The organism is Gemmatimonas sp., assembly GCF_044376735.1.
Lineage (GTDB): Bacteria > Gemmatimonadota > Gemmatimonadetes > Gemmatimonadales > Gemmatimonadaceae > Gemmatimonas.
Map to the genome: position 1 here is coordinate 1 of NZ_JBILKJ010000064.1, position 15,125 is coordinate 15,125.

14 protein-coding genes are annotated in these 15,125 nt (G+C 66.6%); 7 read left to right on the plus strand and 7 right to left on the minus strand.

Going from position 1 to position 15,125, the window contains the following annotated elements:
- Positions 1-92 precede the first annotated feature (92 nt).
- The 3 genes from ACIRA7_RS10170 to ACIRA7_RS10180 form a co-directional block, all read right to left on the minus strand.
- Positions 93-479, minus strand: coding sequence for a hypothetical protein (locus ACIRA7_RS10170; RefSeq protein ID WP_396220729.1), 387 nt, complete (start codon positions 477-479; stop codon positions 93-95).
- On the minus strand, positions 479-1,147 hold the full coding sequence (locus ACIRA7_RS10175; RefSeq protein WP_396220730.1) for a CHRD domain-containing protein: 669 nt from the start codon (positions 1,145-1,147) through the stop codon (positions 479-481). Before ACIRA7_RS10175 ends, ACIRA7_RS10170 begins: the two co-directional genes overlap by 1 nt.
- A gap of 108 nt (positions 1,148-1,255) precedes the next feature.
- On the minus strand, positions 1,256-1,969 hold the full coding sequence (locus ACIRA7_RS10180) for a TetR/AcrR family transcriptional regulator (RefSeq protein ID WP_396220731.1): 714 nt from the start codon (positions 1,967-1,969) through the stop codon (positions 1,256-1,258).
- Positions 1,970-2,059: 90 nt separating this feature from the next.
- On the opposite strand from ACIRA7_RS10180, the gene ACIRA7_RS10185 reads away from it, so the two are divergent.
- The 3 genes from ACIRA7_RS10185 to ACIRA7_RS10195 all read left to right on the plus strand — a co-directional run bounded on the left by ACIRA7_RS10185 (position 2,060) and on the right by ACIRA7_RS10195 (position 4,175).
- Positions 2,060-2,335 carry an Ada metal-binding domain-containing protein gene (locus ACIRA7_RS10185; RefSeq protein ID WP_396220732.1) on the plus strand — a complete coding sequence of 92 codons (276 nt, stop codon included), beginning with the start codon at positions 2,060-2,062 and terminating at the stop codon, positions 2,333-2,335.
- Positions 2,336-2,618: 283 nt separating this feature from the next.
- Positions 2,619-3,416, plus strand: a complete 798-nt coding sequence (locus tag ACIRA7_RS10190) for a carbon-nitrogen hydrolase family protein (RefSeq protein ID WP_396220733.1) — start codon at positions 2,619-2,621, stop codon at positions 3,414-3,416.
- A 150-nt stretch (positions 3,417-3,566) separates the two neighbouring features.
- Positions 3,567-4,175: a hypothetical protein gene (locus tag ACIRA7_RS10195; protein WP_396220734.1), complete on the plus strand. Its 609-nt coding sequence runs from the start codon at positions 3,567-3,569 to the stop codon at positions 4,173-4,175.
- 57 nt (positions 4,176-4,232) lie between these two features.
- Here ACIRA7_RS10195 and ACIRA7_RS10200 read toward each other — a convergent pair whose 3' ends face one another.
- The gene (locus ACIRA7_RS10200) at positions 4,233-7,421 is read right to left on the minus strand and encodes a glycosyl hydrolase (protein WP_396220735.1); all 3,189 of its coding nucleotides are present in this window, start codon (positions 7,419-7,421) and stop codon (positions 4,233-4,235) included.
- 160 nt (positions 7,422-7,581) lie between these two features.
- Between ACIRA7_RS10200 and ACIRA7_RS10205 the strand changes: the two genes are divergently transcribed.
- Positions 7,582-8,400 (plus strand): DUF3108 domain-containing protein, encoded by an 819-nt coding sequence (locus tag ACIRA7_RS10205; RefSeq protein ID WP_396220736.1) that lies wholly within the window; start codon positions 7,582-7,584, stop codon positions 8,398-8,400.
- A gap of 123 nt (positions 8,401-8,523) precedes the next feature.
- A complete protein-coding gene (locus tag ACIRA7_RS10210) occupies positions 8,524-9,750 on the plus strand; it encodes a hypothetical protein (RefSeq protein WP_396220737.1) in 1,227 nt (408 codons plus the stop codon).
- Positions 9,751-9,938: 188 nt separating this feature from the next.
- Here the strand turns inward: ACIRA7_RS10210 and ACIRA7_RS10215 are convergent, their stop codons facing one another.
- Complete coding sequence (locus ACIRA7_RS10215) at positions 9,939-11,216, minus strand: esterase-like activity of phytase family protein (protein ID WP_396220738.1); 1,278 nt, start codon at positions 11,214-11,216, stop codon at positions 9,939-9,941.
- A 126-nt stretch (positions 11,217-11,342) separates the two neighbouring features.
- Between ACIRA7_RS10215 and ACIRA7_RS10220 the strand changes: the two genes are divergently transcribed.
- Positions 11,343-11,519: a hypothetical protein gene (locus tag ACIRA7_RS10220; RefSeq protein WP_396220739.1), complete on the plus strand. Its 177-nt coding sequence runs from the start codon at positions 11,343-11,345 to the stop codon at positions 11,517-11,519.
- A 127-nt stretch (positions 11,520-11,646) separates the two neighbouring features.
- Positions 11,647-13,194, plus strand: a complete 1,548-nt coding sequence (locus ACIRA7_RS10225; RefSeq protein ID WP_396220740.1) for a prolyl oligopeptidase family serine peptidase — start codon at positions 11,647-11,649, stop codon at positions 13,192-13,194.
- Positions 13,195-13,287: 93 nt separating this feature from the next.
- Here ACIRA7_RS10225 and ACIRA7_RS10230 read toward each other — a convergent pair whose 3' ends face one another.
- Together ACIRA7_RS10230 and ACIRA7_RS10235 are read right to left on the minus strand one after the other, a co-directional pair.
- A complete protein-coding gene (locus tag ACIRA7_RS10230) occupies positions 13,288-13,932 on the minus strand; it encodes a PEP-CTERM sorting domain-containing protein (protein WP_396220741.1) in 645 nt (214 codons plus the stop codon).
- Positions 13,933-14,132: 200 nt separating this feature from the next.
- A partial coding sequence (locus ACIRA7_RS10235; protein ID WP_396220742.1) for a HipA domain-containing protein occupies positions 14,133-15,125 on the minus strand: 993 nt, incomplete at its 5' end.

Below are 15,125 nucleotides of genomic sequence, written 5' to 3' on the forward strand. Positions count from 1 at the left end.
TCCATACGGTCAGAGGGAAGTGACCCGATGGCGCAACGGCTGCGCGCACAGGCGCTGCGCCGGAGGTCAGGGACGGCCTACGACCCGGCGGTTCAACCGCGGTGGTCGGCGCGGTAACGCCAGGCGAGCGCGAGCGCGAGGATCAGGGTGATCGCGTTGAACGGCAACACCTTCAGGAAGTACGCTGGCCCATCGACCACGTAGTTGGTGATCATGGACACCACCATGTTGATGCCCGCGGCAAGGCTGGCGCGCGCACGGGTCCGCGGGAGCAGCACCAGGATACCGATGATCACGCAGAGCACATTCGAACCGGTGTTGACCCAATCCGGCAGCGGCTGCAGCGTGGCGGGATTTCCGGAGCCTGACGCCGCCGCGAACATGGCGAGGGCCACGATCAGCGCGATCAGCGAAAAAAGGATGTGAGCCCGGGCGCCGTCCCAGCGCATATCCGGGCTGGGTGTGAACGGTGCATCCATCAGTCCTTCATCACTTCCAGTTGCCCACGAATGTCGCCGAAATAGTTCTGGCTGGTCGTGTGCAGGTTGAAGTACAGCTCGCCTTCGCGCGCCAGCGTCGCCATGCCGGCGATCGTCTTGACACGGTCCATCGGGTTGCTGACGAGAATCGGGCAGCCTTTGGTCAGGAACCCGGTCGCTCCATGGCTGTCTTTGACCACGGCCACCAGATCGTCGTTGCGGATCTCGGCGGTGAGCCCGTTGTCGGCGAAGGCCTTCGGGAGGTCGTTCTTGAGTGCCAGGTCCACCAGGATCGGCCCCAGCATCCCGGGCTTGCCGCAGTGGATGTGAAACATCGTGATCGACGCGGGATCGATGCCCGCGATGCGCACGTCGATATAGGCGCGGCTGAGATCTTTGGTGAAGCGAAGGACGCCATGTCCGGAGGACTTGCGCTGGTCGCGGTTCAGCGACGGGGTGGTGGAGCGGAACTGCCGCGGCACCATCCGCGGCGTGTCCTGCTCGTCGCCGCCTTCCTGGTGCGGGCTGAGCCAGGCCTGATAGCGCGCACCGATCTCGGCGCCGCGCTCTGGGTGCAGTTGGGGCGGGGGCTCGGTGACAAGGGCCTGCGGCGCCAGGGCGAGGGCCGCGATCGGCAGCCAGGCCCTGACATTGAACGGGAGGAACATGCGTGATCTCCGGAGGTGAGCCAGGCGGGATGCCTGACAGTCCCCATCATAACATACATATTGTCATTTTGACAAGATGTATATTTTGAGATCACCCAGCGTCGGCGCTCAGGGATCGGGCGGCGCGGCCCCGTGCGCGGCCCCGTGCGCCGCCAGCGGCGTGATCGCCCGGGCGACAATTCCCTCGTGGGGAAGCACGGGGCGGGGGAGTCGGGTCGCGCTCAGGCGGGCGGCCTCGGCCGCACTCACCCCGAGCCCCCGCAGCAGCCGCAGCGTCGCCTGCTCCGGGTAGCTCCGGGCCGCGCCGGCCACCATCGACTGCATGCCGCCCAACATCACCCCGGCCACCATGTTCACGGCCACGTCGAGCGGCATCGGCTCGAACCGCTTGAGGCGGATCCCCGACGCGATGTCACGCCGGACGAGCGCAAAGAACAGATGCGACTCATCGACATCGGGCCACCCGCTCTTGACGATCAGGCCGCCGATGATCGGATGCTGCCGGACAAAGTGCAGCATCATCCGGGAGCCGACGGCCACCCGCAGCGCCGGATCGGCCTCTTCGGTGACCAGCGGGTCCAACACCATGCCGAGTTCGTGGGCGAGTGCCTGCGCCAACTGGCTGGCCAGACCGGTCACCGAATCGAAGTACTTATAAAAGGTGCCCCGGGACACCTGTGCCGCCGAGATGATCTCGTCGATCGAGGTGCCGGCCACGCCGTGCGCGACGATGGTGGCCAGCCCGGCATCCAGCAGCCGCGCACGCATCGACTCGCGGCGCTGGGCTGCCACCCGCGGTCGGTGATCGGGACTGGCCGCCATGGGATGTCAGAGCGATGGGGGATTCGATTCGGGGGAGCGGATTATACGGCATGACGGCCGACCGCGCGAGCACTGTCCTATGTTTAAGCCATGACCGAAAAACGCTACACGCTGATCGGCCCGGACGGACAGGAAGTGCTGAGTGCAGTACCGGGTACACTTGGCGGGAACCGCCGGCGGAAGATCTATGGGCGCCTCGACTGTCGGAGCGCGGTCGGCTCGCTCCCCACGGGATATGCGAAGCATCGGGTCTTCTTCGCCGACGAGGCGACGGCAATCGCGGCGGGCTACCGACCGTGTGCCACCTGCATGCAGGCGGAGTACGCTACCTGGGTTGAGGAAGCCATGCGCTCGGGGCGCCTCTAGTCCTTAATGGGCGAAGGGTGTGGAGCTTGAGCGGAACGCCCCACGCCATGACGCCGCACCGGGTCAGCCTCAAGACCCGGAAGCAGCCGATCGAGTACGGGTACTCGTTGTTGAGCACATAGAGGTAGATGTTCTGCAGCTTGCCGTTCCCCGGAATCGCGACCTTGATGCAGGCGAAGACGGTGTTCTTAGCGGCCGCGCCAAGGGGGGTGCCGGTCGGCGCGGTCTTTAGGAAGGTCGGCGCATTTTCAACGTGCAGCTCTCTCTTGCCCTGGAGTATGCCATGAGCACCGTGCGGATCGCCCTCGCCAATCTCCGCGAGCCGACCACCCCGTCAGAGTCGGTCCAGTTCGCCACGGCGGCGATCCGCGAGGCCGGCCGACAGCAGGCCCGCGTGCTGTGCTTTCCGGAATGCTTCATCCCGGGGTATCGGTGGCCGGACACGAAGCTCCCGGCGCCCGACCCGCTGTTCCTCGAGCAGGCCTGGGTCACGGTGGCAGAGGCCGCCAAGGCGGCGGGGGTCACCGTGATTCTTGGTACCGAGCGGCTCACCGAGCGCGGCTTGCAGATCACGGCGTGCGTGATCAATGCGGATGGCACGATCGCGGGCTGGCAGGACAAAGGGCAGCTCGATCCGTCCGAGGAACGGCAGTATCCGGCTTTCGGGACGGAACGCGGCGTGTTCACGGCGGGTCCGCTGACTTTTGGCGTTGTGATCTGCCATGAGGGGTGGCGCTACCCCGAGACGGTGCGATGGGCGGTGCGCCGTGGCGCGCAGGTCGTGTTTCATCCACACGCGAGCCAAGCCGAACCCGGCGGGTATCGCCCGACCATGTTTGGCGATCCCGCGAACTCGTTTCACGAGAAGGCGATCCTGTGTCGGGCCGCGGAGAACACGTGCTACTTCGCGTCAGTCAACTGTGCGAGCGACGGCTCTCCGACGACATCGGCCGTGGCCCGGCCGGACGGCTCCCTGCAGTGCGCACAACCGTACGGGCTTCCCGGTCTGCTGGTGGCCGACCTGGACCTGAGCGCGGCCACCGGCCTCTTGGCGGCGCGGTGCCGGACGTCCCCGTTATAGGCAGCGCTTCGTCGGCGCGGGATTGCTTCCACGCCGCCGGCTCACCGCGGAGTGCGTGCGACCATCTGCGCCATTTTGCGTCGGCATTCCCGGTAGCTTGCCTCTTTACGCGCCGCGCGGGAACCCAACGATCACACGAGGTGTCCGCCCATGACCGATCTTGAACGCGTACTCCAGTCCAACGTTGCATTTGGCGGACTGCTCAAGGTGTTCCTCGACGGGTTCGTGAAGCCCTTCTTTTCCCTGCTTGTATACGGCGGCGTCGGCGGCGCCTTTGTGTACTTCGGATGGTACACCGTGCGAGTGTCTGCCAATCGGCGTGCCGCTGATCAGGTAACCGTGACGGTGAACCGGGAGCATTTCTGGGGGCTGCTCACGATGTCGAAAACGCTGTCCAACGTGGAGCGGGCCGACATTCTCACGCGTCGAGGAACAACAAGTCGAGGCATCATTGTCTCCGGCGCCTATGCCATCAGTGGCGATCGGCAATTGTCGCTCCTTGGCTTCTCGAGCAACGTGGACGGCGACCAACAGCGGCGCATTGTTGACTCGATGAATGGTTATCTCCAACGGAGTGACGCGATCACCTTTGAGGAGACTATTCGGATCCACAATCTGTTCGGGTGGTTCGGACTCCCGTTGTTGGCCATCGGCGTGTGGGGGCTGCTACGCTGGCCGTTCGCGATTCGAAAGGCCGTGCAGCAGTACTCCCCACGCGATGCCATCACACTCGTTCTTCCCACGATGGGCAGGGACTGACGGGCGATCAGTCGACAACACTGGCTATCCAGGCGTGCGTGGCCGCACGGGCGCCCGCTACTTGAGCACGGTGCGCGGCACCACCACCGGCGCGAGTCCCAGCTTCGCGATAGCGGCGTTGAAGGCGCTCACGTCCTTCTCCAGATACGTGCGCAGTTCGGCGGCGATCGCGTTCCATTCCTGCGTGAGGGTGGCGGTGCGTTCGAGCGCGCCCATCGTGGGTGCGGCGTCGGCGCCGCCGTTGATGTAGCCACCGGTCCCGGTGAGGTTGCCGTACAGCTCGTTGAGCTGATTGTCGAGGCGACCGCCGAAGCGGAGAATGTCGTAGCCCACCTTGTGGCGCGGATCGGTGAGCCGCCCTTCGATCGCGTCTCCCTTGGCCACCAGCGCGTCCGTGCCGGGCTGCACCGCCTCGCGGGCACCGGCACGATCCGCCTGGGCGAGCGCGGCGCGCGCCTGCTCGCGGACCGCGCGCAGCGTCGCGACCGCGTCGTTCACCACCGTCATGGTGTCGCGCACGGCCATCGCGGTGCGGAACTGCAGGTCGTACGCCTCCGCCGTGGTGCGCAGACGCGGGTCGCCGCGCACCGTCAGCCCCTGCTCCTGCAGGGTAGTTCCCTGCGTGAGCCGCACGGTGTAGCGTCCCGGCGGGGCCTTCACTCCGCCACTGTATCCCCACAGCAGCTGCCCCTTGGCCGGAACGGGAGGCGCATAGGTGAGGTCCCACGTCACCCGGTGTGCACCGGCGGCGGTGGAGAGCGCCGGGAGCTGACGCGTGCGTGCCACCGCGGTGTCCGAGGTGAAGGCCCGCACCACACGCCCCGCCGCGTCGCGCACCTCGAGGGTGAGCGGGCCTGATGCCGCGTCCCGCAGCCAGTAGTGCAGCAGCGCGCCGGCCGGGTACGGATCGAGCGGCGCCTCCACCCCGCCGGCGCCCCCGGCGCTCCCCAGCTCCGCCCGGGTGGCGGTGCGCGGGGCGAACAGATGCACGGCGCCGTCGGGGCGCGCCGCTGCCAGCTGCCGCAGCGGCGTGATGTCGTCGAGGATCCAGAAGCTGCGCCCCTGCGTGGACAGCACGAGGTCGTCGTTCGTGAGCGCCACGTCGGTGACCGGCACGATGGGCAGGTTGCGCTGGAACGGCTGCCAGCGCGCGCCGTTGTCCAGCGACACGTACATCCCGAACTCGGTGCCGGCATACAGCAGGCCGGCGCGCACGCGATCCTCACGCACCACCCGCACCGGCGTGGTGGCCGGAATGCCGTTGGTGCCATCGGCAATGCGCGTCCACGTGGCGCCGTAGTCGTCGGTGCGCCACACGTACGGTGCCCAGTCGTCCAACCGGTAGCGGTGCGCCGTGACGTAGGCACGACCCGGCACGTGCACCGACACATCGATCCGGTTCACGGTGGCGCGCGGCGGCATACCGGTGGGCGTGACATTCTGCCAGCGGCGACCGCCATCGCGCGTGAGGTGCAGACGTCCGTCGTCGCTCCCCGCCCACAGGATGGCGGGATCTTTGGGGTCTTCGGCCAGCGCGAACACCGTGTTGTACATCTCGACGCCGGTGCCGTCGTAGTTGATCGGACCGCCGGCGGGCTGCTGCGTGACCGGGTCGTTCGTGGTCAGGTCGGGGCTGATGGTTTCCCAGCGCATGCCGCCGTCGCGCGTGCGATGCACGAACTGCGACGCGTGGTAGACCACCTCGGGATCGTGCCGCGATACGAGGATCGGTGCGACCCACTGGAAGCGGTAGCGCACATCCTTTGCCGCCTGCCCCACGAGCTGCTGCGGATACAGGTTCACGTTGCGCCGCTCACCGGTGGTCAGATCCCAGCGATTGATGGCGCCGCCATAGCAGCCGCCCCAGATCACCCCGGGATGGTCGGGATGCAACGACACGGGGCCGGTTTCGCAGCCGCTGGCGTAGCGCCAGCCGGCGAGCGGATGCAGATCGTTGGGGCCGCTGGCCGAGGGCACGCTGATCGACGTGTTGTCCTGCTGCGATCCGTACAGTCGGTACGGGAACGCGTTATCCACGACCACTTCGTAGAGCTCGGCCGTGGGCATCACGTTCATCGAGCTCCACGACCGGCCGCCGTTGAGCGAGACCACCGACCCGCCGTCGTCGGAGAGCGCCATGATCTTGGGCTGCGCCGGATTGATCCACAGGTCGTGCGTATCCCCGTGCGGCACGGCCACCGCCTCGAGTGTCTTGCCGCCATCGATGGAGCGATGCAGTTGCACGCTCATGATCCACACCGTGTGCTCGTCCACCGGGTCGGCCACGAGCCGGTAGTAGTACCACGCACGCTGACGGATGCGGTTCTCGTCGTTCACCCGCGCCCAGGTGGCGCCGCCGTCATCGGACCGGTACAAGCCGCCCAGCGGCTCCGCTTCGATGATCGCCCACACGCGCTCCGGATTGGCGGGGCTCACGGTGAGCCCGATCTTGCCCGTGAGTCCGGTGGGGAGCCCGCCGCCCAGCTTCGTCCACGTGTCACCGGCATCGGTGGACTTCCAGATGCCGCCCTCACTGCTGCCGGAAATCATCGTCCACGGCTTGCGCTCGCCGCGCCAGAACGCGGCGTACAGGATGCGCGGATTGCGGGGATCCATCACGAGGTCGGACGCCCCGGTGGAGTCGTTCAGGAAGAGCACCTGCTGCCACGACGTCCCCCCGTCGCGCGAGCGGTAGATCCCACGCTCGCGGTTGCGGCCGAACGGATGGCCGAGGGCGGACATGTACACGAGATCGGGATTGGTCGGGTGTACGGCGATGCGGCCGATCGCCCCGGTCTCGCCCAGGCCGATGAAGGTCCAGCGCTTACCGCCGTCGGTGGACTTCCATGCGCCGCGCCCCGTGCTGGAGTTGCCGCGCACATCCTGCGACCCGGTCCCGACATAGATGACGTTGGGATCGGCATCGGCCACGCGCACGGCGCCGATCACGCCACCGAAGTACCCGTCGCTGATGTTGCGCCAGCTCTGGCCCGCATCATCGGTGCGCCACACCCCACCACCGGTCGATCCCGACAGGAAGGTGTGGGGCTGCGACGGAATCCCCGCGATCGCGGTGGACCGTCCGCCGCGCGTGGGCCCGACGGAGCGGAACCGCATCGATGCCACCATCAACGAGTCGAGCGGGGCGACGGACGACGCGACCGGTCGGGCGGCTACTGGCCGTTGGGCGAGCGCGGGGCCGGACACGACGGTCACCAGCACGAGGGCGAGCGGAAGTCGAAGCATCGAATGGAAGAGTCGAATGTGGCCGGGAGGTGGAGGGCGTCGGCAGCCGACATAACTTAGAGCGCCGTACCGCCCGGTGGGGGGCACGGCGCCCCGAGCCCAATCGTCTCGATCGTGCAACGAGCGGAACCTGCGGCATGCCACCTGCCTATCATGCAGCGTGCGACGACTCCGGCCTTTCTCACTGCTCCGCGCGCTGATAGTTGGCGCCTGCTCCCTCCTCCTGCTACCGGGCCTCGGCGCGGCGCAGAACGCCGTCGAGCCCGCGAGCACCACCCGCGAACGTGCCGCATTCGCCGCCGTGCCCTTCCGAGTCGGCGAGTCGTTCGACTTCGGGCTGCAGGCCGAGTGGTTTCTGATTCGCGGCAACGGGACGGCGTCGCTACGCGTCGAAGCGCTCGATACGCTGCGCGGCAACCCGGCCTATCGCCTGTCGTTTCGTACGAAGGGCGGCATCACGGTGTTCAAGATCAACGACGCGCAACGCTCGTGGCTCGATGCGCGCCAGCTGTTCTCGCATCGGTTCGAGCAGAAGCTCGATCAGACCGGATACCGGAAGGAGCGCACGTACGAGTTCTTCCCCGAGGCGTTGCGATTCGTGAGCCTCGAGAATCCCGCGGACAGCGGGACGCTGGCCTCGGCCTTGCCGCTCGACGACGTGTCGTTTCTCTACTTCATCCGGACGTTGCCCCTCAAAGTGGGCGACGAGTATACGGCGGCGCGCTACTACAAGCGCGATGGCAATCCGGTCACGGTGCGGGTGCTGCGCACGGAACGCATCACGGTGCCGGCCGGCGAGTTCGACGCCGTGGTGGTCAAGCCGATCATTCGTACGAAGGGTCTCTTCAGTGAGGGCGGCGAGGCCGAGGTGTGGTTCTCGAACGATGCGCGACACCTCCCACTCAAGGTGCGCGCGAAGGTGAGCATTGCCACGCTCACGATGGAGCTGAAGCGCTTCAGCGCCGGCCCGCCACAGTAGCCACCCTCCGCGCGCAGTGATCCCTGCGCGACAATCCGGTCACGGCCTGTCACAGCTGTGCACGGATGCTTGGCGACCGCATCACGAATGGTGAAGATGCGGGACCCTGAGCGATGGAGATCGATGCGCGCAGCCCATGCGATGACATCCCTGTTGATCCGCGGCGGTTGGTGGTGTGCGTCCAACGCACTGACGGGGCTGCTGGCGCTGCTCCTCCTTGTCTCGCTGCTCTACGCCACCGCCCCCCTGTACCAGTTCGCCGAGTCGCGGCCCTTCGTTGGCTCGCGCTGGTACAACCCCTACGGCGATCTTCAGGCCACCGGTCGTTGGCAGAAAGCCAGCTTCCACGCGCATTCCGCAGCGTGGGGTGGCGTCACCAAGGGCGGCCAGACCGCTGAAGCGGTGGCCGACGCGTACGCTGACATGCGCTACGACATCGTGGGAATCTCCAATTACCACTCGATGTCGGCGGTCGCGCGCACCGGTACGTTCCCGGTCTACGAGCATGGCTGGAACGTGCAGAAGGCGCATCGCCTCGCGATCGGCGGTGATGCCGTGGTCTGGCGCGACTATCCGTTGGGCCAGACGGTGCATCACAAGCAGGACATCATCAATCGACTCGGGCTCACGGGCGCCGTCGTGGTGCTGGCGCATCCGGCCCTACGCGGCGGACATTCCGTCGCCGACCTGCGCCAGCTTTCGGGTTACGACGCACTCGAGGTGCTCAACCGCTTCGTGCCCCCGGCCACGACAGAGTGGGATGCCGCCCTCTCGTCGGGGCGTGCGCTGTGGGCGGTGGCGAGCGATGACTCGCACAATATTGAGGGCGCCGATGAGACCGGTGTGAACTGGACGCTGGTGCACACGCCAACCGGCAGCACGGACGCCGTGCGCGCGGCGATCCGCGCCGGCCGCACGATCGGGGTGCATGGCGCCGGTGGGCACTCGCCTCTCACGTTCTTGTCGCAGCGCGTCTTCGGCGATACGCTCGAAGTGCGTGTACGCGGACCGGTCGGTCGCGTCGAGTTCATCGGACAGGGCGGCGCGCCGCGAGCCGCCCTCGTCAGCGACTCGCTCGGCGTCACCATCGCGCGCGCCGTGGCCGAGCCACACGATGGCTACCTGCGCGCGACGGTGACCGGTGCGGGCGCCGGTGCGCAGGAGCTCCTGCTGCTCAACCCGGTGGTGCGCTGGGACGGAGTAATCCTGAGTGCGGCGACGGCCACCGTTGACGGCCCACGCACCGCTGCGCTGCGCTGGATCGCCTGCTGCCTCTACGCCGCCGCTTTCACCTCGATCCACGCACGACGTCGCCGTCGGCTGCCGAAGGCGCGGCCGGTGACGGCCTAACGGCCTCCGTTACGGTGCGGCGCTGGTGACCCACGCCGTGTACCAGAGATCGCGCAGCATCTCGGCACCGGCCGCTAGGCGAGCGGCCGCGAACGCCTTGTGCTCCGGCGTGGTGGTTTCCGGCCTGTGTCGCCCCAGGCGGCAAGCGGAAGCGGCAGCCACCGGTGCGGCTGCCGCTGTTTACACCGCTACCGCAGCGGCGTGCTGAGCCGGATGAAGTACAGCACCACGCGATCACGGAGCTGGGTCGCCGGAAGAATCTTCGACACGAAGTTGGAAGACCCACCGTCCACAACGCCAAAGTCGTCGTCGTTGGAGACCACCAGCAGATCCTTCCCGATCAGCGTCACGCCTTCCAGCTTGTCGTGCGGATAGCCGCCGGGGAGCGTGAGCAGGTCATACACCAACGACTTCGATACCGGCGTAATGGCGTTCGACGCGCGCTCGGCTGGGGTCAGCGCTTCGAGGACTTTGCCGCCGAAAAGCTTACCGGTGCTCGCATTCGCCGGGTCACTGACGTCCGTGGCATTCGCGAGGTCGATGCGATAGACGCGCTTGGATGTCGAGACCGGCGAGCCGCCTTGAAAAAGGCCGTCACGCTCAATCACCAGAAACGACGTTGCGGAAATCGCTGTGATCTCGCTGATGAGATTGCCGACCGCATCGGCCTCATACACGAACGTCTTCGTGGCACCGGAGGCGATGTCGAACGTGATAATGCGGTACGCGGTACTGGCGCGGCCGATAGCGGCGGACGGATTGTCGAGCGGCGACTGCATGGCGCCCACGAGCGTTCGGCCATCGGGGGTGATGGCCAGTCCTTCCATGCCGCGATTGGGACGACGCAGGGCAAGCACCGCGGGGAGCCGCCGGCCGCCGGTGCCGTTGCCGAACGGGTTGATGCGCTCGAGCGTGCGGCCACTCGCGTCGAAGTGCACGATATGCGGGCCGTACTCATCGGATACCCAGAAGCTGCCGTTGCTCGCCACGGCCAATCCCTCCGAATCCAAGCCATCAGGATCGGTGGAAATGGTCGCGCCAGTCACATCGATACCGGTTTCCCCTGTCGCGCCGACGCCTGCCGGATTGGGGCGACCACTGATGTTCACGCCGGCCGCGTTCTTCAGTTCGATCGTCGACACGCGGCGCAGCGAGTCACCACTCAACCGGAACTTGGCCAGCACGGGCGTGAAGTTGGGGAGCGGGAACAGGAGACGGTTGGCCACTGGCGTCGTGGTGTTCGGACCACGGTCGGTCATGATCCAGAACACGGCCGGGTCCGTGGGATCCAACGCGACTGCCGAGCCGTATCCACCGGCGATCGTCACACCGCTGAGTGTGCCCCAGGTCGTCGGCGCGGCATCGACGGCTTTAAGCGGGTAGGTGATTGCGGCGGCAGGGGCCGTGCTATCGTCGCTGCACGCGACGACGCACAAGGCAAGGACCGAAAGGGCGAGCGTACGCATGTCAGTGTGGGTTGAGTGTAAGTCCGGACGATATCTCGAGCACGTAACGGACACATCAACGCACGGTGGCCATACGGTCACGGCTTCGCGGAACGACGGGCGGGGCGATCGAGATCGGAGTAGGTCGTGGATGTGCCGGACGGCATTCTCCAGCACTTCGTGCTCGGCAGTACGGCGTGGATGACGGCCACCGTCGGAATGCGGTTGCTAGATGCGCCAACGCTCCTGTGCGTGACCTACGGCGTCTCCGGTCAGCGGATCACGGGATACGGCATGCTTGTTGGCACACGGGCGTCGTGGTGAAGGCACCGTTACGCGCCAGCAGGCTGCTGCCGTTGTGGATGTTCTACGTCGTGGGCGGTCTCAAGACGTGGGCCGGCCTCGTCGCCAGCGCTGGACGGGCGCGCGGTGCCGCGTGCACCTTCACCTCATGCACACATCGCCGTTCTTCGCGCGGCCGCCGCGCTTGCTCGTGGCCCCGCTTGCCGCCCTGCTCGTTGGCGTCGCGCCGGCGCCGATTCACGCCCAGGCCCAAACGGGCATTCTCTCCCTCAGCGTCACGCACTCCACACTCAAGAACACCGCCAAGCCCACGGGTGAGCTCAAAGCGCAGGTCGACTCACTCGACATGCTCATCGCCAGCGCGGCGAAGCTCGGCCGCACCTCGGAGCTGCGGCGGCTGTACGCCCATTCGATCGCGCTCTTGCAGAAGCGCGCATGGACGCCGGAGGCGGAGTTCGCCAGCGCGCTGCTGGTACGTTCGGACCGCTTGATCATCGACCCGGCGCGCCCGTGGACGATGCGCCTCGAGCAGAGCTTCTCGCCGCTGATCGCGCTGGAGCGCCCGCTCACGGCACGCGTGGCCCTGCGCCAGCGCGACGCCGCGAATCCACGCGCCCCGCTGGTGCTGGTGAAAGAGCTCGGTGTGTTCGACGGGGTCCCACGCGACCTGCGTGATGCACCGTTCGCCATCAGCGCCAATCTGCGCGATGTCCCCAACGGGTCGTATGTCGTGACCGTCGACATGGCAGACAGCGCCCGCGCGCTCGGCACGGCCAGTGTGAGCGTTGTCGTGCGCAACGGGCTCGACGCCTCGGTCCAGCGCCTGGAAACCGCGGCGGCCAGAGCGGCGGAGCCGCTGCGGTCGGACTTGCTCTTTCCCATCGACCGCATGCGCAACGTGAACGCCAGCCGCATCGCCCTCGGTACGTTCAACGCGGCCCGTGATTTCGCGGCGGCGGAGTCGCTGCTCACGTCCGTATCGGCGAAGAAGGATCCGTGGCTTGGCAAGACCGGTGATCTCAAGCGGCACTACCGGCTCGACGCGGCCGACGAGATCATGCCGTATCGCTTGTACGTGCCGACCGCATACTCCGCGCGCAAGCCGCTGCCGCTCGTGATCGCGCTGCACGGACTGGGCGCGACGGAAGACTCGTTCTTCGAATCGTACGGCGGCACGTTGCCGAAGCTCGCCGAGCAGCGCGGGTATATCATTGCCGCCCCGTTGGGCTATCGGGTGGACGGCGGCTACGGCGTGGCACTGAGTGGCGGGAATGATCCTGCCGCCACGCGTGCGCGCACATTGAGTGAGCAGGACGTGCTGGAGGTGCTGGCGGCGGTGCGCAAACAGTATGCGGTCGACGGCAGCCGCGTGTATCTCATGGGCCACTCGATGGGCGCGATCGGGACGTGGGCGATTGCCGCAAAAACGCCGACCCAGTGGTCGGCGCTTGGGGTGTTCGCGGGCTTTGGTGTGGCATCCACCGCCAAGACCATCGGCGCCATTCCGCAGTTCGTGGTGCACGGCGATGCCGATCCTACGGTGCCGGTACTCGGGTCACGCATGATGGTGGCGGCGCTGAAGACCGTCGGCGCCGACGTACAGTACGTCGAGGTGCCTGGCGGCAATCACACCAATGTGGTGGAGCCCAACTTCGTGGCGATGTTCGATTTCTTCGATCGGTTTCCAAAGCGGTAGGTCTACGATGTCGTGGCCGTGAAAACAAGACAGCCCGCCAGTGATGGCGGGCTGTCTTGTTTCGGGCATAGTGTGCCAAGAATCACACGCGCATCACACGCGACGACGACGGGCCACCACGCCAAGCGCGAGCAAGCCAGCGCCCATGAGCGCGTAGGTGCCGGGCTCCGGCACGACGGTCGACGGCGTCGCGTTACCATAAATCGTCTGTACGAGGAAGCCGCCGACGCTACCGACGTCCTGCACTTCGAAGTCCAGCGTGTTCACGCCGGCCTGGAACCCGCTGGCGATCGAGAACAGCGTCAGCGCGCCGAAGTTGCTCGTGTTGGTGCCCGGAATCGTGTTGCCGGTGGCGTTGCCGTTCAGATACACGTTGATGCCGGTGTTGTCCGTGGCCCACGAGCCGTTGACCGAAGCGGTGGTAAAGTCAAAACCAGTCAGGTCGAACGTCGTGCGGAATCGCAGTGTCGTGTTGACCGGCGTGCCGTCGCCCTTCTGCCAGATCCAGCACGCCTGTCCGGTCGGCGCGAGCCACGTGACGTCCAGCTGGCAGGTGCCCGCGGTGCTCTTCACGACGAGGGCGTTCAAAAGCGTGGTGCCGCTCACGATCTGCCAATGCGGATCGATGGATTCGGCGCCCAAGCGGTTGCCCAAAGCATCGACACCGGTCACGTACAGGCCGGGAATGGTGGGTTGGGCGGTGGCAACGACCGGCGCGAGCGCCGCGAGGGTGGCCACGGAGAGAATTGAAAGCAGCTTGATAACTGGGGGGGCCGGGGAGGGGAAGGTTGGTCGGGATGAGGCTACCACCATCACCCAACCGGCACAACTGTTTCACCGCTGGCGCGGCCACGCCTTCGGTCCGTCGGTTACCGAACGCGCGAGCCGGTCGCTATCAACCCGGCAGCGTATGGCAGCCTCTGTCATGGTGCGCGCGACTACGGCACGCCCATCCCCCGAGAGAAGCGATCCAGATTGGTGCGCAATCCATTCGTCACCGCGTGCCACACCTGTTCCGGAAAGTCGACCGGCAATATCGTGCTCACCTGAGCGATCGCGCCGGGCACACGTTCCGCGAGGCTCACCAGCTCGCTGAACGGGACCTCGCTCTGTTCGGCCACACACCGCCAGTGTCGCGTGAGAATGCGATCGATCTCGTAGTGGGCGTTCTTGCACCGGACGCCCATCGCGAGCTTCGCCTTCCGCATTGGCAGGTGGTTGGGGCCGACGCCGATGATCGGCCAGGCCGACAGCACATCGTAGATCGGCGTGAGCAGGTATCCGTCGCGGCGCAGGAAGAGCGAGAAGTTCTTCGCATGGCCATCGATGGCCGCCAGCAGCCAGAACGCGAGTTGGGAAAGGACCAACGTGCGAACGTCGTCGGCCGGGGCGACTCCACGTTTCAGCAGTGGTACGATGGTGCGAATGCCTGGGCCGCCATCACTCTCGTACTTCCTGTCCGGCGCGGTGCCGGTGGCCTGACACAGATCTTCCTGCGGCAGGCGAATCAATCCGCGTTCCCCATCGGTCCACTGGCGATCGAATCGTTCTACCACGAGCGCACGTTCGGTGCTGACGTCGTCCTCGAATGATGCCATCTCGACGTGCGCCACATCGAATCCGAGTGCGCCCAACAGGTGCACGCACAGCCACTCGTTGGCAATCGAGTGCTCGAGATTGTAGCGCATGTTGCCGACGAGGCCGAGTGGCAGCTTCAGAATGTGCGTGGTCGGTGTGGTACCACGCGGGCGATACCACTGTCCATCCTTGCGCAGCAGTGCGGTCTTCTCTTGTGCGCCTGCCACGGAGATTCGGAAGTCGTCGTCACGGTCGTGCACGAGGCGCAGCGCCGTGCTGCTGGTGACGCCGCGCAGGACGCGCGCGACGTCGGCGGTGGTCAGCGGGTCGGCGGCGAGGATGGTTGTTGCGAC